The following is a 19059-nucleotide window of genomic DNA, read 5'->3' as shown; positions in this document are numbered from 1 at the left end:
CGAGCAGTGCTCGCCATGCAAACATCTTATGGTTTCTAAAACTAACAAACTTTTCCCTTACTATCAACCCACAAAACCGTAAATTACCTAAGTCTAAAATCCCCTAAGCCTTTATATTATAGAAATGAAAACGTTTTCAAAATAAAGTAAAATAAAAATATTCAGAAATTTATAAGCGCATTTTTTATGCAATATTTTATGCAAAAAATAAAATAAAAAGAGCATTTCGTAAAATGCTCTTTTGACATTCATGTATATTAGCGTGAGTTCGGGAATACGCGGCGAACAACTTCTGAAAACTCATCAAACAGTCCAGAGACTGGTTTGCCGGTTTGAAGCTTGTCTACATATCCGTTCATACGGTTTACAAAGTCAGGGTTTGTTGATACAAACACTCGATGAACACTGCCGTCAGCTTTTCTCACTTCATGTGCGATCTTATGCTCCATATCTTTTGTGAGATTACCTTCTTTGTTATCGTCTAATACAGCTGCTACGTAAGCTGTATGATCGGTTACGATTACGTTAGCATCTTTAACGTTTTTTAATGCTACGATACGATCAGCCGCCACATCGGCTACTCTCATTCCGCCCGACTGGTTATATTGTTCTTTTTCGTTACGCTGTACATCTTGCGTATCGTTCACGTCATTCATTTTCGTTTTATTGTTTCCATTTTCATATGTGACGTTGCGGACTGTATCATCATCAATGACGCCATCTTTACCTTGATCTGCTGTGCTGCAGCCGAATAAAGAAAGGGTCGTCATGCAGCCTACAACAAACAAAAACGATTTCTTCATAGTATCACTCCTTATAAGTTTTAACCTTTCTTATAATTTGTTAAAAACGTGTGAAGCATACATGAAAAATATAAAAAAGCCTATACTATCGAAAAAGGAGGAATATGTATGAGTGGAATTCAACAAAGCATATTTGTGCTTCATACAAAAGAAGAAAACCATGAAGAAACAACAACGTTTGCACTAACTTCAGAAGAAGCTAAGTTATTATTTGAGACCCTGCAAAATAAACGAAAAGAAATTATCGACGCCCATATTGATAACATGTTGACGTAAGGAAGATCAATATTTTGCAAAACGGCTGAGCCATATACTAAGAATGGCCCAATATTTGCATTTTACATATAGGTATAGTATAATGTAAACGCAACCAAACTTAATAAATGTAATGAATACTACGTTTGACCATACACTCGAATTAGATTTAGTGAAAATTCACTTGTTATAAAGGAGATCTACTTCGCGTAGGTCTCTTTTATAATATGTGAATTTTTTATTTACGGTATAAATGTAAATATAGAGTAACATATTAAAATTTTTACATTTTTTGGAGGTTTTTTACATGGCTACTACAGGTACAGTAAAATGGTTTAACAGTGAAAAGGGCTTCGGTTTTATCGAAGTACCAGGCGAAAATGACGTATTCGTTCATTTTTCAGCTATCCAATCTGAAGGCTTCAAAACATTAGAAGAAGGCCAAAAAGTTGAATTTGAAATCGTTGAAGGTCAACGTGGACCTCAAGCGGAGAATGTTGTAAAATTATAATTCAACGCTACATATGAAAGCTGCCGACAGGCAGCTTTTTTTATACAAATTTGTTTTATTTGTATGATTAAGAAAATAGATTAAAGTAGGGAAGAAGGGAAGGCATGAGTTCATTTCATTGCTGTGCCACATGTCAACATTTTCAAAGTATTAAATTGGATAAGGGAATGAAATATCGATGCAAAAGACTGGGCTATGAAACCCGTCCTTCTTATCAGTTTACATGCTGGGAGCCAAAAGAAGTAGTTAAAAAGCTAATGGAAAAACGAAATCAAAAATGAGGATTGGACATAACGCAATCAATTCAATCTACAGACGAACAAATGAGATAAATGAGCTAGTAGGGATCGTTTTTTACACAACAGCTAGAAGCAGTTACATACATAAAACCTATGTTCACTCTACCAATGAAAAAATCCGAACGAGTTTGATTCTCCACCAAGAATCTCGATTCATCGTTCGGATTTTCCTTCAACTAAAATACGTTTGTCCCAGTCTCTTTTAATTATTCCTCGTTATTTGTATCTTCCTCTGAAGGTAAGTGCTTCCCGCAAAACTCTTTTACAGCTTCTTCTTCCTCTTCTTCAAGGTCGAAGTCTAAGACTTTATTTGTTGAAACTTCGTAGAAATGAGTTTGGGCAATAGAAGTGTTATCTTTGCCTTTAATATATACTAAGCGTAGTGCTAGGTCGTTGCCCGTATATAATTCGTCATCTTCTTCTACCTCAATGTATAAATGAAATTCATAGCGTTCACCTAGAAGGAGACCAAATGGATCCTGCAATTGTTCAGCTGTATATTCTTTAATTGTAAACATATGTACGTCCTTTCCATATATCAGTAAAATGCTTGCATCATCTATTATAGTTTTTCTTTGCAAAGAAAGAAAGTGTATGCGTAATCCATGCACGGATTTATTCCTTGATCATTCTATTTAGCGAATCGATGGCGCAAGAACTTCGATGATTTACTTAAAGGCGGAAGAAACGCGCGTATGTTTTTGCTTATACATGGCAGCATCTGCTTTTTGAATTAATGTATCTAGGTTGGTGTCGTCTGAAGGCGCACATATAATAAATCCGTAACTCGCAGACAGTGCATATGGCTTATTAAATTCTTTCTTTTTATCTTCTAGCTGTTCATTAATATTTTGCCACAGCTCTTGTACGTATTCTTCCGTTTGTTCAGGAGCAATTAATAAAAACTCATCGCCTCCGTAGCGAAAGAGCGTATCATCTTTGCTAATATAACCACTAATTGATTCTGCTATTGTTTTAATAAGCCAGTCGCCTTCTCTATGACCGTATTGATCATTTACTAGTTTTAAAGAATTAATATCGATAAAACATAATAGAAAAGATGTATGATTGGTTTTAGCTCTCAGCATTTCCAGCTGCAGTTTTTCCATTCCGCTTCTTCGATTTAAAATTCCGGTTAGCATATCAGTTGAAGCGTGCAAGCTCAATTCATGCTCAACCGCTTTTAAATCGGTTATATCGGTAATACCTGCGAGTATGCAGCTTTCGCTTTGATACTCTAGTAATTCATAATTGATCATAACCCACTTAGAATCTCCATGTTCACGTGCTTCTAGGATGTAGTTTTTTACATATTTCTTTTGTTGAAGACGTTTTAAAATATCCTCTCGATCTTCATCAGTAGGATAGATTATAAATCCGTCTATTTGATCAAGATCTTGAGAAGCAAGATTGTAAAAATGAATAGCTTTATTGTTAATGAGCAGCACTTTGTGGTCGGATAATCTCGTTAATAGTAAAGGATAGGGATTAATTTTGAACAGCGTAAAAAAATTACGTTCGCTTTCTTTTAGCTGTAAATGATTCATATATTCTTTGTGACGGTATGTATAAAGAATGTATGAAATAAGTAAAGCGATAGCAACTGCTGCAGTTGTATTGATCTGCTTTGAAATAAGAGAAAAAGAATCCGGTACATATCGTGATAAGCCGTATAGTAAAAAAAGATGGTTAGGAATAAAAATGATGCACAGCTGTTTTAATTTCATAGGACATAAAACAGCTGTGGAAATCAAGAGCATCATATACACGTCTACGCGACCTGTGAAAAGCTGACTGTTAATAGTAGAAAGTGCTGCAGCAAATACGTAATAAAATATATAGCCATATACAATGGTGCTTAAGTAGTTAGCAAACCGTTCTTTTCTCTTACTAACATAATAGAAAAATAAATAAAGAGAGGAGAGAGCAAAACTAGTGAAATGAATACCAATTAGTGTATGTCTAAACTGAGGTGTCCCCGCATGTTGAAGTAAAGAAAACCCTATATAAATATAAATAGGATAGGAAACTACAAGAGCAAGTGAAACTAGCTTGACTCTCTGTTGAAGCATCTCTACATTCGTTTTATCGAACATTTTATCTTCATTAACTTCTCTTCCTGAAGGAAAATGACATTTCTTCAGAAAGGAGAAAGGTAAAAGCGAAAGAAGAAATGACATGACCATCATCTCCATATCTTTTTTTAGGTATTTTAGCATGTTTGTATAAGAAAAGACATGAATTTTTTAGATGAGAATGTCTGCTTTTTGATCAAGAAAAAGCATAAAGATTTACATGATTAAAGGTGAGGCCAAAGAGCCTCACCTTTTTTATTGAAGTTTATTGGTTTCAGCATGTCGTACAAACATGGTCTCATCTTCTACTAAGCCGCAAGCTCCGCACTGAATACGTTTTTGCGGTCCGTTATAAGCAGCGTGAAAGGCATCGAGCGTATCGTTTGTGTATTCTTCTACGACGTCTCCGCTTCTTGGGTCCATTTTTACAGGTTTTGCATTTTGTTCAATAATATTAAAGCGCGTTCGATTTGTTTTGCAGCTAGGGCAAAGATAAGGGCTTCCCATTTTTAACATCTCCTTGAAAAATTTACTGTATTAATACCATGTCCGAATCCCCCAAAAACATACAAAAACTTATGGTTTTCTATCGAACGTTCATTCGTTAAAATAGAAGCAGGTGATGAAAATGAGAATACGAAAAAACTTACAAGAAGTAATGGATATCTTGCAAACGAATCCGTCATATCAAAAAAATATTGTTCATTGGCATACAATCGAAGAGAAAGAAGCTAAAACTGCGCCATTTCCGGCTTCTTTGCATACGAAACTGCGGCAAGCACTTGAGAACCGAGGAATTGGTTCGCTTTATACGCATCAAAAAACAGCGTTTGATTTGGCGACAGCTAAGAAGAATGTTGTGGCTGTGACGCCGACAGCATCGGGGAAAACATTGTGCTACAACTTGCCAGTACTCCAAAGTATTATGGAGAATGATCAGGCTAGAGCTCTTTATTTGTTTCCAACAAAAGCCCTTGCCCAAGATCAAAAAAGTGAATTAAATGAAATCATTGAAGAAATGGAAGTACCAATCAATAGCTACACGTATGATGGAGATACTCCGGCAAATATCCGTCAAAAGGTAAGAAAAGCAGGTCATATTGTTATTACGAATCCAGATATGCTTCATTCAGCTATTTTACCTCATCATACTAAATGGGTATCACTGTTTGAAAACCTGAAATACATTGTGATTGATGAACTTCATACGTACCGCGGTGTTTTTGGAAGCCACGTAGCCAACGTTATACGCCGGTTAAAGCGAATTTGCCGCTACTATGGAAGCAATCCTATCTTTATTTGTACATCAGCCACCATCGCTAACCCAAAAGAACTCGCTGAACATTTAACGGGAGCTCATGTTATGTTAGTAGATAACAACGGAGCGCCTAGCGGCCGCAAGCATTTTATTTTTTATAACCCGCCTATTGTTAATAAACCGTTAAACATTAGAAGAAGTGCTACGCTTGAAGTGCGAAATATTGCAGGAGAGTTTTTGAAAAATAAAATTCAAACGATTGTATTTGCACGAAGCCGAGTACGAGTAGAAATTATTTTAACGTATCTGCAGGAGCTCGTAAAAAACCAGCTTCAAAATAAGTCTATTCAAGGGTACCGCGGAGGATATTTGCCGAAGCAGCGACGGGAAATAGAAAGAGGACTTCGAGAGGGGAGTATTTACGGGGTAGTCAGTACGAATGCTTTAGAGCTAGGAGTGGATATCGGGCAGCTGCAGGTGTGCGTGATGACAGGTTATCCAGGCACGGTTGCAAGCGCTTGGCAGCAAGCAGGACGAGCAGGGAGACGTCACGGAGAAGCCGTCATTGTGATGGTCGCAAGTTCAAGTCCGCTTGATCAGTATATGATTCAGCATCCGGACTACTTTTTTAGCAGAAACCCAGAAACAGCTCGAATTAATCCTGATAATCTTGTTATTTTAGTCGATCATTTAAAATGTGCGTCCTATGAGCTGCCGTTTAAGCAGGGAGAAACATTTGATGGGGTAGAAATTGAAGACGTGCTGGAGTTTTTGCAAGAAGAGCGAGTGATTCATTTTAGCGGAGACAAATGGTACTGGATGAATGATTCGTTCCCAGCTCATAATATCAGTCTGCGTTCTGCATCCCAAGAAAATGTTGTCATCATTGATCAATCGGACGTTGCAAATGTGAAAGTAATTGGAGAAATGGATCGCTTTAGTGCCATGACGCTTCTTCATGATGAGGCGATTTACTTGCATCAAGGCATTCAGTATCAGGTAGAATACTTGGACTGGGATGAGAAAAAAGCGTATGTTCGCGAAGTCGATGTAGACTATTTCACCGATGCAAACTTAGCGGTTAACTTAAAGGTGCTAGAAGCTGATAAAGAACGGATGGAGAGAACATATTCAATTGGTTACGGCGATGTAATGGTCAGCGCTATGGCTACGATATTTAAAAAAATAAAGTTTGAGACGCATGAAAACATAGGGTCAGGTCCCATTTCACTTCCAGAAGAAGAGCTTCATACAAATGCCGTGTGGCTAAGCTTTGAAAAAGAACAGTTTTACGAATCTGAAGAACGATTGGAACAAGCGCTCATTTCCGTGGCAAATGCCCTTCAGTCAATTGCACCGCTTATGGTGATGTGCGATCCGTCTGATTTACATGTAGTGCCTCAGGTAAAAGCGGTGCACAACGAACAGCCGACTATCTTCTTATATGATCGATACCCGGGAGGCATTGGGCTAAGTGACAAAGTGTACGAACAAATGAATGATGTGCTAAGTCAAACCAATCAATTAATTGTAAATTGTTCTTGCGAAAGCGGCTGTCCGTCTTGTATCGGTATGGAAGCACAGGGAGAAAACGCAAAAAGCGATGCGCTCGTGCTGCTACAACAACTGCAAAGTAGGTGAACTCTTGTCTTTTAAAAATAAATTAAACCGTATGAAAAAGCATCTTCATGTTACAGAAGCAAAGCCGCCGGTTGAAAGTAACCCGCAGCGACCTAAGAGCGCATCTATTCCCTATGAGCAGGAATGGAAGGGAAATTATGCTGTGCCTTACTTTGCGGAAGACAGCTACTGTATGATTAGAGAGGTGGTTTACCCGCTCGACTACAAACATGGACATTATGAATTTAATGAGCTGAAAAAAGTAGTGGAAGTATGGAATCGGTCTACAGTTGCTCATCCGCTTTCATCGAAAGGCCACACATATTCAGATTTATTTTTCTTTGATACGGAAACGACGGGGCTTAGTACAGGTACGGGAACGACTATCTTTTTGCTAGGATATGCAAGGGTGCTAAAAGATTCCGTCGTTTTTCGTCAGCATATATTAACGGAGCCAAGTGGAGAAGTAGCATTTTACGAAAGTTTTTTAAAAGAAGTAGACTATACGACGCTTGTGACTTATAATGGGAAATCTTTCGATTGGCCTCACGTGAAGACTCGCCATACGCTATTGAGAGATCATTTGCCCAAGCTGCCTAAGTTCGGTCACTTTGATTTGCTGCATGCGTCAAGAAGGCTGTGGAAACACAAAATGAGTTCGGTGAAGCTTGCGAATGTCGAAAAAGAAATACTTGGAATTGAACGAGTTGATGATATTCCAGGTTTTTTAGCTCCCATGATTTATTTTGATTTTATTGAAACGAAGAATCCAAGAGGCTTATTCGATATTATGAAACATAATGAACATGATATTTTATCGCTTATTACCTTATACATTCATTTATCAAAGCATCTCCTTACTAGTGAGGAGTTTACAGAAAAAGAAACGTACGAAGTAGCAAGGTGGTACGAGCAGTTAGGGGAAAACAAGCACGCTTTCTCTCTTTATCAGGGCGTAGCAGAAAAAGAAAAAGAAGAGCATGAAAAAGCTCAGCTAGCGATGGCTTATCATTATAAAAAAGAGAAGAGTTGGAAAGAGGCAGTGGACATGTTTGAACCCTTGGTTCAAACATGTGAAGGTGACGTCGCTATAGAAGCATTGGTTGAGCTAGCTAAAATTTATGAGCATCGTCTCAAAGATGTTCATAAAGCACTTCTATATACTGAGCTGGCCTTGGAGAAGTGGAATCAACTCAGAGGAATGACTAAAAAAACGTCGAAGGAAGCGCTTGAAAAAAGACTTCTTAGACTAAAAAATAAATCAGCTAAAGCATAGACTTCAGCTGATTTATTTTAAAAAATTCAGAATTATTATTCTTTTGTTTTTGTAGATGTTTTATATTGTTCTATTTTTCAGTCATTGATAAAATTAGTCAATGTAAGACTTATTCTTACAGCTTAAAAACAGAACTTTGGTGAGATGGAGAGAGGCCCCATGAAAAATGTGATTTTAGTATCATTTTTCGCATTAATTTGTTTAACAGTAATTGTCTTAAGCAGTTTAAAAAATTCGTATAACTCCTTTATGTAGGTCAAAAATAGGTGTTTGTCTTAGTACATGTACATTGCCCTTCACATATTGTAATAGTGTAATAACTAAACAGTGAAAGGGGAAAAAGGATATGTATCCAAGACCAACAAAATGTATGCCACCAATTGTGCATCCAACAAAATGCTGCACGCAGTTTACTTCTCAGGAGGTAGTAGTACCTCACATTCATCCAAGTCATAATACATTGGTGAATCATACAAATGTGAAGCACGTACATTACTTCCCGCAGACGCAATCTGTTGTAAATGAAACTTCAAACCAACAGTTTTTTGGCGGCGCGCAGCAATATCCAACTCAAGTAGGAGGAGCAGGCTATCCAGGTCAAATGGGAGGCTATCCAAGTCAAGTAGCAGGTGCTGGTTATCCAGGTCAAATGGGAGGCTATCCAGGCCAAGTAGCAGGTGCTGGTTATCCAGGTCAAATGGGAGGCTATCCAGGTCAAGTGGCAGGAGCAGGCTACCCAGGTCAAGTAGCAGGTGCTAGTTATCCGGGACACAAAGGCTGCGGCCAAGGAAGCTGTCATACAAAAGGCGCGCATCAAGGACCAAATTCAGGGTATTTTAGATAATGTACGCTAATAGGAGCTGATTACATCAGTTCCTATTCTATTTTGTTATAAAGGAGTTATATAATGAAGGTGCTAACAGTTACCGGTTATAAGCCATTCGAACTTGGCATTTTTAATGAAAAACATCAAGGTATTACATATATAAAAAAAGCGCTCTATAAAAAATTACAGGAATTAGTAGAAGATGGATTAGAATGGGTATTGATTAGCGGCCAGCTAGGAGTAGAAATTTGGGCAGCAGAAGTGGTATTTGATCTTCAGCACGATTATCCCGAGCTTCAGTTAGCTGTTTTAACACCGTTTTTGGAGCAAGAAGAAAAATGGAATGACGTCAATAAAGAATTGTATGAATTCGTCTTAAGTCAAGCAGATTATGTAGATAGCATCACAAAAAAGAAATATGAAAGTCCAGCACAGTTTCGGTTGAAAAATCAATTTTTAGTAGAAAAAAGTGAAGGTATTTGTTTAGTTTACGACGAAGAGCACGAAGGAAGTCCTAAATATATGCTAGAAACGGCTAAAAAACGTGCTGAACGAGAAGAATACCCTATTATAATGGTGACGTCTCACGACTTACAGGATATCGTGGATGAAGAAAAATTTTCGTCTTTTTAACGCCACTTGGCGAAACATTTTAAAAGATAAATTGACATTTGAAGCTATTTTTGAAAAAATGAATTATAATAAAGATAAGGTTTATCGTATTCGAGGTGATAGAGATGTTAGCTGATAAAATCCGTTTAACGGCCAAAGAAATTTTAGAAAAAGAATTTAAAACAGGCATGAGAGGCTATAATCAAGAAGAAGTAGATAAGTATCTAGATTCTGTTATTAAAGATTATGAAGCATTTCATGAAGAAATTGAAGCATTACAAACCGAAAATTTACGCTTAAAAAAGCAAGTAGAAGAGTTATCTAAAAAGCCGCAACAACCTTCGTTTACCCCGCCGCCGGCTCAACAGCAGCAGCAAGCGGGTACGACAAACTTTGATATTTTAAAACGTTTGTCGAACTTAGAAAAACATGTGTTTGGAAGTAAATTATACGAATAACCTAAAAATAGGAGTTGCATTCAACTCCTATTTTTATTATACTAAGGAAAGTCGTTATCAATAACGTTCGGGTAATTGCTGCATCACATATGAGGATGTAGAGGAAAGTCCATGCTCGCACAGACTGCGATGTCTGTAGTGTTCGTGCCTAGCGAAGTCATAAGCTAGGGTAGCTGTTAAAAGCTAACGGCGGGGAAAAAGCCTAAGTCTTTTTTAAGATATGGCTTGACTACTCTGAAAGTGCCACAGTGACGAAGTCTTATCAGAAATGGTAAGAGTGGAACGAGGTAAACCCCTCGAGCGAGAAACCCAAATAATGGTAGGGGAACTTTCTGGAAGGAACTGAACGGAAGGAAGGACAAAATGGTTACATTTTGTAGATAGATAATTGCCACCGGAGTACGAGGTAGCTAGCCGCTTGCAGTACAATGGTACAAAACATGGCTTACAGAACGTTATTGAAAAGCAATCGACACTTGTTGTTATACACTATATTTTAATCCAACCCAGCTCTTCGTATAATGGAAGAGCTTTTTTTATGTCAAAATGACAGCTTATCATAAGCTGTCATTTTTTTGTACAATCAGACTGAGCTTGTTGTCAGCCTCAGGTCTTAGGAGAAAATAAAGCTTTAGCTCGTTTTGAAAAAACGTCATAATCCTTAAACTAAGTATATAGATAAGCGAAAGGAGGAGACAAAATGAAAAAAGTTGGGTTGTTTTTGATTGGAGCGGTAGCTGCTATCGTTCTTCTTGCAAATGCCGGTCCGATGGTAGGGCTTGCACTTGGCTTGGTTATTTTGTACGTAGCATTTAAAGGGTTTGTTAAAGCAGAGACCCCCTTTAAAAAATGGCTCTGGGGGTTTATTGGTGTTGTCGTACTCTTAACAACTGTTTCAAACCTCCCGGCCCTTGCTGGTATCATCGCAGCAGTCGTACTTTACATTGTATATAAAAAGTGGAACAGCAGCAGCCCTATAAAAACGGAAAAAGAAGATCCGTTTAAGCATTTTGAACGTCAGTGGGCTGACTTAAATCAAAAATAATAAAAGTTTACTTTATTATCTAAGGAGATGAACAAAATGAGAAACTTATTTACTCGAATGAAAGAAACGATTTCTGCAGACCTTCATCAATTGCTTGATCACAAAGAACAAAAAAATCCAATTGCTGCACTAAACCACTATTTGCGTCAATGCGAGCAGGAGACCGAAAAGGTAAGGCAGCTTGTTGAGCGACAGCACACGTTAAAAGAACAGTTTAATCGCGAATATCATCTGGCCCTTGACATGATGAAAAAGCGCCATGAACAAGCACAAGTAGCACAAGCAGCTGAAGAAGCGGAATTACATGAATTTATTTTAAAAGAACATGCTCACTACGAAGAGAGAGCAAAGCGCGTAAAAGAATCTTATGAAGATGCATCCAAGCAGTTAGAAGAGCTCGAACAAAAGTATGAAGAAATGAAGCATAAGGTAAAAGATATGCATATTCGCCGTATGGAACTAATGGGGCGCGAAAATATTGCTCGTGCGCATCATCGTATGAATTCAGTAATGAAAACAGAAGCATCTTATACGTCTTACAGCCAGTTTGACGAAATGGAAACCTATATTGACCAGCTTGAAAATCAAATTAATACAAATTACTATAGACAAACGGTAGACAGCAAGATTGCTGAATTAGAAAAAAGAGTAAAATCATCGTAAAAAATCAGTGTTTCTGCATAAAACATGGTATTCTAAAAAAGGCGTAGGTTTCTGCGTCTTTTTAAGGTGAGAGAATAGATACCTGCAGCATCCAAAGAACGCTATGTCATCTACGAGGAGAAGGGAGAGAGAGCTGTGCAAAGCGTAAACAAAACAGAATCTCTTATGTTCATTTTTATTTGCAGTTTATTTGTCCTGTTTATTGAAATTATGTTTTTTCACAGCGGCTTGATCTTTTCTGTATTAATTGCCGGTGCGTTCATGTATATTGGGCGAAAAAAAATGAGAAGAAAACTAGGGCGCATTTTATTTTGGATTGGCGTTATTGGGCTTGTGTTGAATATATTTAATACGGTTGCCTTTAAGTTTTTAGTTATTGCTCTTTTTCTGTATTTTTTACTTAGATTTATTCAATCAAGAAAGCATCCGGTTGAATTCAGACCAACTGACGAATTTACCCAGCAGCCAAACCAAAGTTTGGTGCAGGTCCGGCCGGTTTTGACGAATAAACTTCTTGGTAGTCAAAGAACCGAAGACTCCGTATACGAATGGGATGATATTAATATTCAAAGCGTATGGGGCGACATTGTGGTTGATTTAAGCAATACCGTTCTGCCAAAAGGCGATGCGGTTATTTTTATTCGTCAAGTGTTTGGAAATATTAAAGTGCTCATTCCTTACGAAACGGAAGTATCTGTGAATCATTCTAAACTAGCAGGAAACGTAACGGTTTTTGGACATCAGCGCGGCTTTTCGTTCAATGAAAATTTGTCTATCAAAACAGAGGAATTTGATCAATCTGCTCATAGGGTGAAGATTGTTACAACTGTTGTGATTGGAGATTTAGAGGTGCAAAGGATATGAGTATTCTTCAACGGCAGTTATTATGGGGGATTTTCCTAAGTTTTTTTGTATTTGTATCCGTGCTCCTTACCGTGTTTTTTGCATATCCTGTTTTTCAACTTAGCGACTTATGGAAAACAAGCGTATTTGGCATGCCTTTTGTGCTGTTTTCCTTCAGTTTGAGCCTTACGATTGGAAGCGTGATTGGAGGAATCATGGGGTTTATGTGGAGACAGCAGTGGACATATGTTGAAAACCGATTATATGAAATAGAAAATGGCCACCGGCATATGTCGGCAAATGAACCGCTTATTCAAGAAACGTCTCGAATTATAAGCCGTTTAAATAAAGTAGATCATAAAATGATTCTTCAAGCACAGCAATCTCAAAAGATGGCAACGGAAAAAGTGGAAAATCAGCAAAAGCAAGTGCAAGAAATTGTTTCTCAGGAACGAAATCGGCTTGCTAGAGAACTGCATGACTCCGTTAGTCAGCAGCTATTTGCCGCTTCGATGCTTATGTCTGCTATTACGGAGTCCAATCTTAGGCTGCAAGACTCTGAAGCTAAGCAATTAAAGATGGTTGAAAAAATGATTAACCAATCACAGCTTGAAATGAGGGCTTTGCTTCTTCATCTTCGTCCTGCAGCATTAAAAGGAAAATCGCTACAGGCTGGAATGAAAGAACTGATGAATGAGCTTGCTCAAAAAGTACCGCTTGAATTAAATTGGAAAATAGAAGGATTTGAACTTGATAAAGGCATTGAAGACCACTTGTTTAGAATTTTGCAAGAATCCGTATCAAATACGCTGCGTCATGCCAATGCAACAGCTTTAGATGTGCTGCTGATTAAACGTGACTTTTCCATTATTTTACGTATTGTTGATAACGGAGTTGGTTTTGATGTAGAAAAGGAAAAAGTCGGATCGTACGGTCTGCAAAATATGTACGAACGCGCAGTTGAAATTGGGGGCCTATTAAAAATTATTAGCTTGCCCGACAAAGGAACAAAGCTAGAAGTAAAAGTACCGTTAGTAGAAAGAGAGGAGAAGCAAAATGATTAATGTACTGTTAGTGGATGACCATGAAATGGTTCGTATTGGCGTAGGAGCGTATTTATCGTCTCAAGCAGACATCCATGTAATAGCTGAAGCAGCAAACGGCCAACAGGCCGTTGAATTAGGGCTTCAGCTGCGCCCGGATATTATTTTAATGGATTTAGTCATGGAAGAAATGGACGGGATTGAAGCAACAAAACAACTGATTAAGCAGTGGCCAGAAGCGAAAGTGATCATTGTCACTAGCTTTCTAGATGATGAAAAAGTATATCCCGCTCTAGAGGCAGGGGCAACAAGCTACTTATTAAAAACGTCTAAAGCAGGAGAAATTGCAGCTGCTATTCGCCGTACATATGAGGGGCAATCTGTATTAGAGCCCGAAGTAACCGGTAAAATGATGTCTAAAATGAGAAAACCGTCTTTACCTCATGAAGAACTGACGGCTCGTGAAATGGAAATTTTACTGCTAATGACACAAGGCAAAACAAACCAAGAGATTGCAGACGAATTATTTATTGCGCTAAAGACGGTAAAAACACATGTGAGCAATTTGTTAAGTAAGCTGGATGTACAGGACCGGACTCAAGCCGTCATCTACGCCTTTAAACACAAATTAGCGCAGTGAGAATCGTTATTCAAAAGAGAATAACGATTTTTTTTGTGAAAAACCTATTTTTTTGCATGTATTCATTATAAAATAGCGATATGCGTAAAGGCGAACGCTTACGTAAAAGCACTATTTTGAGGGGTTGAGCACATGGAAAAGAAATGGTGGAAAGAAGCTGTTGCGTATCAAATCTACCCGCGAAGCTTCATGGATTCAAACGGCGACGGAATTGGTGACATTCAAGGGGTTATTTCAAAATTAGACTATTTATCTGATCTTGGAATTGATGTCATTTGGATTTGCCCGATTTATCAGTCTCCTAACGACGATAATGGCTACGATATCAGTGATTATAAAGATATTATGAAAGATTTCGGAACAATGGAAGACTTTGATGAGCTGCTAGATGAAGTTCACCATCGCGGAATGAAGCTGATTATGGATTTAGTTATTAATCATACTTCAGATGAACACCCTTGGTTTTTAGAATCCAGGTCTTCTAAAGAGAATCCATATCGTGATTATTATATTTGGCACGAAGGTAAAGATGGCAAAGAGCCAAACAACTGGGAATCTATTTTTAGCGGATCAGCTTGGGAGTTCGACGAAAAGACAAAAGAATATTACATGCACGTATTTTCTAAAAAACAGCCCGATTTAAACTGGGAAAATGAAAAAGTACGTCATGAGCTTTATGAAATGGTTAACTGGTGGTTAGATAAAGGAATTGACGGTTTTCGTGTAGATGCTATTTCGCATATTAAGAAAGTGGCCGGCTTCCCAGACCTACCGAACCCTGAAAAGCTAGATTATGTGCCATCGTTTGAAGGGCATATGAATCGACCGGGAATTCAAGAACATTTAAAAGAGCTAAAAGAAAATACGTTTGCCAAATATGATATTATGACGGTTGGAGAGGCAAATGGTGTAACATCGGACAGCGCAGATGAGTGGGTAGCTGAAGATGGCGGAAACTTCAATATGATTTTTCAGTTCGAGCATATGGGACTATGGGATAAAGGAGAAGAAAAACCGCTTGATTTAATCGAGTTAAAAATGATTTTAACTAATTGGCAAAATGGTTTAGAAAAAATCAACGGCTGGAACGCTTTATATTTAGAAAATCATGACCAAATTCGTTCTGTAAATAAATTCGGCAGCGTAGCTTACCGAGTGGAAAGTGCAAAGTGCTTAGCTGCACTATACTTTTTAATGAAAGGAACACCGTTTATTTATCAAGGACAAGAACTTGGAATGACCAATGTTAAGTTTGATTCTATTGACGATTATGATGATGTTGGTATGATTAACTACTACCGTATTCAGCGTGAAAAAGGCGATACACATGACGAGATTATGAAAGTGATTTGGGAAACAGGCCGCGATAATTCAAGAACGCCAATGCAGTGGAATACAGAAAGAAATGCAGGGTTTTCTACTGGTACCCCTTGGATGAAGGTGAATCCAAATTACGTAGATATTAACGTAGAAGAGCAGAAAATTGATGAAAATTCGGTGCTGAATTTTTACAAACAGCTCATTAAAATTAGAAAACAGCATGATGTGCTGGTGTATGGAACTTATAAGCTATTGGCAGAAGAAGATTCCGCTATTTACGCGTATACGCGAACATTAGAAGGTAAAACCGCTGTTGTTATTTGTAATATGTCACCGAAAAATCAAACGTTCGAGTTTCCTTCAGAGAGCTCGTTTTCAAACAGAGAAGTGCTGATTCATAATTATCCGTTGGATAAAAATGAAACGCTTGAAAAATGTACGCTGCACCCATATGAAACACGTGCGTACTTACTTTCATAAACAAGTTGAGCAACCGATTGCGCAATCTTAAAGTGAAAAGCTTTTAAAAACACATTTATAGGCGACATAGGTGAAGAAACTGCTGGCTCTATCCAAAGCCAGCAGTTTTTGCATTTTAATAAAAAGACGGAGAAAGCTTTGACTACGGCGCATGTATATGGTACTTTTACACTTAGTGTAGATAATTAGAAACAAAATGAGGTTGAAAAATGGCGAAATATAAAATTATTGCAACAGCAGCAATGGGTATTGAAGCACTGGTCGCTAAAGAAGTGCGTGCTTTAGGATATGACTGTGAAGTAGATAATGGCAAGGTTATTTTTGAAGGGGACGAGCTCGCAATTGCTCGCTGCAATTTATGGCTTCGTACAGCAGATCGAATTAAAGTGCAGGTTGGACAGTTCAAAGCTCGTACGTTTGATGAGCTTTTTGAACAAACAAAAGCATTAAATTGGGGAGATTATTTGCCCGTAGATGCACAGTTTCCTGTATCGGGAAAATCAGTTAAATCTAAATTGTTCAGCGTATCAGATTGTCAAAGCATTGTGAAAAAAGCAATTGTTGACAGCATGAAAAAACATTATAACAAAACAACAGGCTGGCTCGAAGAAACAGGGTCAACGTTTAAAATTGAAGTAGCGCTATTAAAAGATGTTGCTACATTAACAATTGACGCAAGCGGTGCAGGACTTCATAAGCGCGGTTACCGCGTTGGGCAAGGGGAAGCTCCTTTAAAAGAAACGCTGGCAGCGGCTCTAATTATGCTAACGCCGTGGAATGCGGATCGTCCGTTTGTCGATGTTTTTTGCGGTTCAGGTACAATCGCTATCGAAGCAGCGCTTATCGGTCAAAATATTGCACCAGGATTTAACCGTGACTTCTTATCAGAAGAATGGCCATGGATGTCAGCAAGTATTTGGGACAAAGCGCGCGAAGAAGCAGAAGACTTAGCGAACTACGACCAAGTGCTAGATATTGCTGGTCATGATATTGACCATCGTATGGTAAAAGTAGCGGAGCAAAATGCATTTGAAGCTGGACTTGGAGATTTAATTCAATTTAAGCAAATGCAAGTGCGCGATTTTACGACGCCGAAAGAATATGGAATTATTATTGGTAACCCTCCGTACGGCGAACGTTTAAGCGATCGTCCTTCGGTTGAAAAAATGTACGCTGAAATGGGCGAAGCGTTTTCTAAGCTTGATACGTGGTCGATTTATATGCTTACATCTCATGAACAATTTGAACAATACTACGGTAAAAAAGCAACGAAAAAACGCAAATTGTTTAACGGGTTTATTAAAACAGACTACTATCAATATTGGGGACCTCGTCCTCCACGCAACGATCAATAAATACAAAAGCCAAGCGGTGTAAAAACCAGCTTGGCTTTTGTACGTTATTTTTTTTTCAAACCTCGATAAGCTAGCATTCCAAACATGCCTATACCGAGCACGACAATTAATAAAATAAACCAAAATGTAGCATTAAGCAGGTATTTATATAGTCCGTCATAATAATCATGCATATACTCACCCCATTATGTTTTTTATAGTATGAGCGAGTAGCAGGGCAATATATGTATTCATTTCTTTTCAATAGCAGGCCTAAAACGAGAAATGATTAGCTTATTTCTAACATACTTACGAAAGGGAAATCTCATACTAAAACCTAAGAGGTGATAAAATGAGAAAAAATCGATCAGCACGGATTTTTGGGGGGCTGATGCTTCTTTCATGGTTAACCATCCCTTTTATAGGACGACAGCATATTAAGCGCTATTTATCATCTACTATGTTTATTTCCTTTTTAATTATGGTTGAAAGCTATATTGCTGAAAAAAAGAAGTGGTGGATATTCCCTAATCCTCCTCATCCATATCTAACAGGTGAAGCTGCTTTACTTTTAGGTCCATTTTTAGCAGGTTCTTTATGGATTAAAAAGTTCACATATGGCCATTTTGGAAGGTATATGTTATTAAATGCAATCGTAGATACATTTTTTGTTTATCCTTTTCAACGAGCTATGAGCCGTGCAAAGCTTTTTAGGGTAGGCACATTTAAAGAGTACCATTTGCTAGGTATCTTTCTGTTGAAAGCTGCTTTAATGTACGTTTACCAACATCTAGTAGTAGAGAAACCGAAACCTCAGCGTGCTTTAAAAAATAATCCTATCGAATAAAGGGGCAGGCAGGGAACCGTGATTTTCTTGCCTGCTATTTTAATGCCCCAGATGTCATTCCTGAAATGAAATGCTTTTGCAAAAACACGTACGCAATCAATAATGGGATAGAAGAAAGAACGACTGCTGAAAACAGCATAGGGTAATTAGTCAGAAATTCCCCTTGAAAGTCCAATAGTGCAATAGGCAGCGTTTTTACTTCTTTAGATTTTAACAACAGCAAAGGGAATAACAGATCATTCCACACAATCACAAACGAAAAAATTCCTACTGTAGCCATTGATGGTATTGAGAGTCGAAGAGCAATTTTTGAATATATTTTCCACTCTGACGCTCCGTCCATGCGAGCAGCTTCGAATAGTTCCCTTGGCAAAGTTTTCATAAACCCCGTGATAATAAACACACCGATGGGAAGCAAAAAACTTATGGAGACGATAATGACGCCTGTTAGCGTATTGACGAGTCCAAGCTTATTCATCAGCAAAAAGACAGGAATCATATTGACTTGAGTAGGGACAATCATTCCGCAAACAAAAAAGCCGTATACAATCCATCCAAGCTTTTGAGGTAGCTGAATAATAGCATAAGCAATCATGCTTGAAAACCATAGAATAAAAAACGTGCTAAAGACGGTAACAATCACGCTGTTTTTAATATAGCCAAAGATGGGTTCATTGACGAGCAGCTGTTTATAATTTTCAATATTCCAGCCTGCTGGTAATCCGATTGGGTTGCTGTAAAGTTCAGGCGTTGTTTTAAAGGTTGTTAATAAAACCAAGCTTAAGGGCAACAGAATGATCAAACCGTATATCCCTAAAATCAGTTGTCTGAATGGGTTTTGTTTCATAAAA

General features: G+C 38.0%; 22 protein-coding genes and 1 other RNA gene. 17 read left to right on the top strand and 6 right to left on the bottom strand.

Annotation, left to right across the window (positions count from 1 at the left end; genetic code table 11):
- Positions 1-257: 257 nt before the first annotated feature.
- On the bottom strand, positions 258-803 hold the full coding sequence (locus tag AC1DEF_RS16335) for a YhcN/YlaJ family sporulation lipoprotein (protein ID WP_016763474.1): 546 nt from the start codon (positions 801-803) through the stop codon (positions 258-260).
- Positions 804-911: 108 nt separating this feature from the next.
- On the opposite strand from AC1DEF_RS16335, the gene AC1DEF_RS16330 reads away from it, so the two are divergent.
- The 3 genes from AC1DEF_RS16330 to AC1DEF_RS16320 all read left to right on the top strand — a co-directional run bounded on the left by AC1DEF_RS16330 (position 912) and on the right by AC1DEF_RS16320 (position 1850).
- Positions 912-1079, top strand: coding sequence for a hypothetical protein (locus AC1DEF_RS16330; RefSeq protein WP_013056129.1), 168 nt, complete (start codon positions 912-914; stop codon positions 1077-1079).
- 286 nt (positions 1080-1365) lie between these two features.
- Positions 1366-1569 carry a cold-shock protein gene (locus AC1DEF_RS16325; RefSeq protein ID WP_013056130.1) on the top strand — a complete coding sequence of 68 codons (204 nt, stop codon included), beginning with the start codon at positions 1366-1368 and terminating at the stop codon, positions 1567-1569.
- Positions 1570-1673: 104 nt separating this feature from the next.
- Entirely contained in the window at positions 1674-1850 is a 177-nt protein-coding gene (locus AC1DEF_RS16320; protein ID WP_165575379.1) for a hypothetical protein, read from the top strand.
- A gap of 224 nt (positions 1851-2074) precedes the next feature.
- Here AC1DEF_RS16320 and AC1DEF_RS16315 read toward each other — a convergent pair whose 3' ends face one another.
- From AC1DEF_RS16315 to AC1DEF_RS16305, 3 genes are all read right to left on the bottom strand, one after another.
- On the bottom strand, positions 2075-2386 hold the full coding sequence (locus tag AC1DEF_RS16315; protein WP_097824378.1) for a DUF6509 family protein: 312 nt from the start codon (positions 2384-2386) through the stop codon (positions 2075-2077).
- 150 nt (positions 2387-2536) lie between these two features.
- Complete coding sequence (locus AC1DEF_RS16310) at positions 2537-4087, bottom strand: sensor domain-containing diguanylate cyclase (RefSeq protein ID WP_477727442.1); 1551 nt, start codon at positions 4085-4087, stop codon at positions 2537-2539.
- Positions 4088-4198: 111 nt separating this feature from the next.
- Positions 4199-4450: a hypothetical protein gene (locus AC1DEF_RS16305; RefSeq protein WP_043979463.1), complete on the bottom strand. Its 252-nt coding sequence runs from the start codon at positions 4448-4450 to the stop codon at positions 4199-4201.
- A 121-nt stretch (positions 4451-4571) separates the two neighbouring features.
- On the opposite strand from AC1DEF_RS16305, the gene AC1DEF_RS16300 reads away from it, so the two are divergent.
- The 13 genes from AC1DEF_RS16300 to AC1DEF_RS16240 all read left to right on the top strand — a co-directional run bounded on the left by AC1DEF_RS16300 (position 4572) and on the right by AC1DEF_RS16240 (position 17382).
- On the top strand, positions 4572-6842 hold the full coding sequence (locus AC1DEF_RS16300) for a DEAD/DEAH box helicase (RefSeq protein ID WP_477727441.1): 2271 nt from the start codon (positions 4572-4574) through the stop codon (positions 6840-6842).
- 4 nt (positions 6843-6846) lie between these two features.
- Positions 6847-8097 carry a ribonuclease H-like domain-containing protein gene (locus tag AC1DEF_RS16295; protein WP_477727440.1) on the top strand — a complete coding sequence of 417 codons (1251 nt, stop codon included), beginning with the start codon at positions 6847-6849 and terminating at the stop codon, positions 8095-8097.
- A 346-nt stretch (positions 8098-8443) separates the two neighbouring features.
- Positions 8444-8941, top strand: a complete 498-nt coding sequence (locus AC1DEF_RS16290) for a spore coat protein (RefSeq protein ID WP_043979458.1) — start codon at positions 8444-8446, stop codon at positions 8939-8941.
- Between the two features lie 63 nt (positions 8942-9004).
- Positions 9005-9556, top strand: coding sequence for an SLOG family protein (locus AC1DEF_RS16285; RefSeq protein ID WP_477727439.1), 552 nt, complete (start codon positions 9005-9007; stop codon positions 9554-9556).
- 104 nt (positions 9557-9660) lie between these two features.
- Entirely contained in the window at positions 9661-9993 is a 333-nt protein-coding gene (gene gpsB / locus AC1DEF_RS16280; RefSeq protein ID WP_013056140.1) for a cell division regulator GpsB, read from the top strand.
- Positions 9994-10056: 63 nt separating this feature from the next.
- Positions 10057-10446, top strand: an RNA gene (rnpB, locus tag AC1DEF_RS16275) — RNase P RNA component class B.
- A 247-nt stretch (positions 10447-10693) separates the two neighbouring features.
- Complete coding sequence (locus AC1DEF_RS16270) at positions 10694-11038, top strand: lmo0954 family membrane protein (protein ID WP_014460940.1); 345 nt, start codon at positions 10694-10696, stop codon at positions 11036-11038.
- Positions 11039-11074: 36 nt separating this feature from the next.
- Entirely contained in the window at positions 11075-11701 is a 627-nt protein-coding gene (locus tag AC1DEF_RS16265) for a PspA/IM30 family protein (RefSeq protein WP_013056142.1), read from the top strand.
- Between the two features lie 135 nt (positions 11702-11836).
- Entirely contained in the window at positions 11837-12565 is a 729-nt protein-coding gene (gene liaF / locus AC1DEF_RS16260; protein ID WP_013082358.1) for a cell wall-active antibiotics response protein LiaF, read from the top strand.
- Positions 12562-13608 carry a sensor histidine kinase gene (locus AC1DEF_RS16255; protein ID WP_097823965.1) on the top strand — a complete coding sequence of 349 codons (1047 nt, stop codon included), beginning with the start codon at positions 12562-12564 and terminating at the stop codon, positions 13606-13608. The genes liaF and AC1DEF_RS16255 overlap by 4 nt, the downstream gene beginning before the upstream one ends.
- Complete coding sequence (locus AC1DEF_RS16250; protein WP_318331112.1) at positions 13601-14227, top strand: response regulator; 627 nt, start codon at positions 13601-13603, stop codon at positions 14225-14227. Before AC1DEF_RS16255 ends, AC1DEF_RS16250 begins: the two co-directional genes overlap by 8 nt.
- Before the next feature lie 132 nt (positions 14228-14359).
- Positions 14360-16027 (top strand): glycoside hydrolase family 13 protein, encoded by a 1668-nt coding sequence (locus AC1DEF_RS16245; protein ID WP_477727438.1) that lies wholly within the window; start codon positions 14360-14362, stop codon positions 16025-16027.
- A gap of 209 nt (positions 16028-16236) precedes the next feature.
- Positions 16237-17382: a THUMP domain-containing class I SAM-dependent RNA methyltransferase gene (locus AC1DEF_RS16240; protein WP_025749346.1), complete on the top strand. Its 1146-nt coding sequence runs from the start codon at positions 16237-16239 to the stop codon at positions 17380-17382.
- A 44-nt stretch (positions 17383-17426) separates the two neighbouring features.
- Here the strand turns inward: AC1DEF_RS16240 and AC1DEF_RS16235 are convergent, their stop codons facing one another.
- Complete coding sequence (locus AC1DEF_RS16235; RefSeq protein WP_013056148.1) at positions 17427-17555, bottom strand: hypothetical protein; 129 nt, start codon at positions 17553-17555, stop codon at positions 17427-17429.
- Between the two features lie 158 nt (positions 17556-17713).
- Here AC1DEF_RS16235 and AC1DEF_RS16230 point away from each other — a divergent pair, with 158 nt between their 5' ends.
- Positions 17714-18208: a hypothetical protein gene (locus AC1DEF_RS16230; RefSeq protein ID WP_025749345.1), complete on the top strand. Its 495-nt coding sequence runs from the start codon at positions 17714-17716 to the stop codon at positions 18206-18208.
- Positions 18209-18242: 34 nt separating this feature from the next.
- On the opposite strand, the gene AC1DEF_RS16225 is transcribed toward AC1DEF_RS16230, so the two are convergent.
- Complete coding sequence (locus AC1DEF_RS16225) at positions 18243-19055, bottom strand: carbohydrate ABC transporter permease (RefSeq protein WP_013056150.1); 813 nt, start codon at positions 19053-19055, stop codon at positions 18243-18245.
- Between the last annotated feature and the right edge of the window lie 4 nt (positions 19056-19059).

The sequence above is a fragment of the Priestia sp. 10L35 genome, from assembly GCF_056395685.1.
This window is presented reverse-complemented; position numbering and strand designations above follow the sequence as displayed.

Excerpts from the sequence above, each read along its gene's own strand:
- AC1DEF_RS16305 (WP_043979463.1), bottom strand. The coding sequence starts at position 4,450 with ATGGGAAGCCCTTATCTTTGCCCTAGCTGCAAAACAAATCGAACGCGC.
- AC1DEF_RS16335 (WP_016763474.1), bottom strand. The coding sequence starts at position 803 with ATGAAGAAATCGTTTTTGTTTGTTGTAGGCTGCATGACGACCCTTTCT.
- AC1DEF_RS16230 (WP_025749345.1), top strand. The coding sequence starts at position 17,714 with ATGAGAAAAAATCGATCAGCACGGATTTTTGGGGGGCTGATGCTTCTT.
- AC1DEF_RS16320 (WP_165575379.1), top strand. The coding sequence starts at position 1,674 with ATGAGTTCATTTCATTGCTGTGCCACATGTCAACATTTTCAAAGTATT.
- AC1DEF_RS16270 (WP_014460940.1), top strand. The coding sequence starts at position 10,694 with ATGAAAAAAGTTGGGTTGTTTTTGATTGGAGCGGTAGCTGCTATCGTT.
- AC1DEF_RS16240 (WP_025749346.1), top strand. The coding sequence starts at position 16,237 with ATGGCGAAATATAAAATTATTGCAACAGCAGCAATGGGTATTGAAGCA.
- AC1DEF_RS16245 (WP_477727438.1), top strand. The coding sequence starts at position 14,360 with ATGGAAAAGAAATGGTGGAAAGAAGCTGTTGCGTATCAAATCTACCCG.
- AC1DEF_RS16290 (WP_043979458.1), top strand. The coding sequence starts at position 8,444 with ATGTATCCAAGACCAACAAAATGTATGCCACCAATTGTGCATCCAACA.
- gpsB (WP_013056140.1), top strand. The coding sequence starts at position 9,661 with ATGTTAGCTGATAAAATCCGTTTAACGGCCAAAGAAATTTTAGAAAAA.
- AC1DEF_RS16310 (WP_477727442.1), bottom strand. The coding sequence starts at position 4,087 with ATGCTAAAATACCTAAAAAAAGATATGGAGATGATGGTCATGTCATTT.
- AC1DEF_RS16285 (WP_477727439.1), top strand. The coding sequence starts at position 9,005 with ATGAAGGTGCTAACAGTTACCGGTTATAAGCCATTCGAACTTGGCATT.
- AC1DEF_RS16330 (WP_013056129.1), top strand. The coding sequence starts at position 912 with ATGAGTGGAATTCAACAAAGCATATTTGTGCTTCATACAAAAGAAGAA.
- AC1DEF_RS16255 (WP_097823965.1), top strand. The coding sequence starts at position 12,562 with ATGAGTATTCTTCAACGGCAGTTATTATGGGGGATTTTCCTAAGTTTT.
- AC1DEF_RS16265 (WP_013056142.1), top strand. The coding sequence starts at position 11,075 with ATGAGAAACTTATTTACTCGAATGAAAGAAACGATTTCTGCAGACCTT.
- AC1DEF_RS16235 (WP_013056148.1), bottom strand. The coding sequence starts at position 17,555 with ATGCATGATTATTATGACGGACTATATAAATACCTGCTTAATGCTACA.
- AC1DEF_RS16250 (WP_318331112.1), top strand. The coding sequence starts at position 13,601 with ATGATTAATGTACTGTTAGTGGATGACCATGAAATGGTTCGTATTGGC.
- AC1DEF_RS16315 (WP_097824378.1), bottom strand. The coding sequence starts at position 2,386 with ATGTTTACAATTAAAGAATATACAGCTGAACAATTGCAGGATCCATTT.
- AC1DEF_RS16225 (WP_013056150.1), bottom strand. The coding sequence starts at position 19,055 with ATGAAACAAAACCCATTCAGACAACTGATTTTAGGGATATACGGTTTG.
- AC1DEF_RS16300 (WP_477727441.1), top strand. The coding sequence starts at position 4,572 with ATGAGAATACGAAAAAACTTACAAGAAGTAATGGATATCTTGCAAACG.
- AC1DEF_RS16325 (WP_013056130.1), top strand. The coding sequence starts at position 1,366 with ATGGCTACTACAGGTACAGTAAAATGGTTTAACAGTGAAAAGGGCTTC.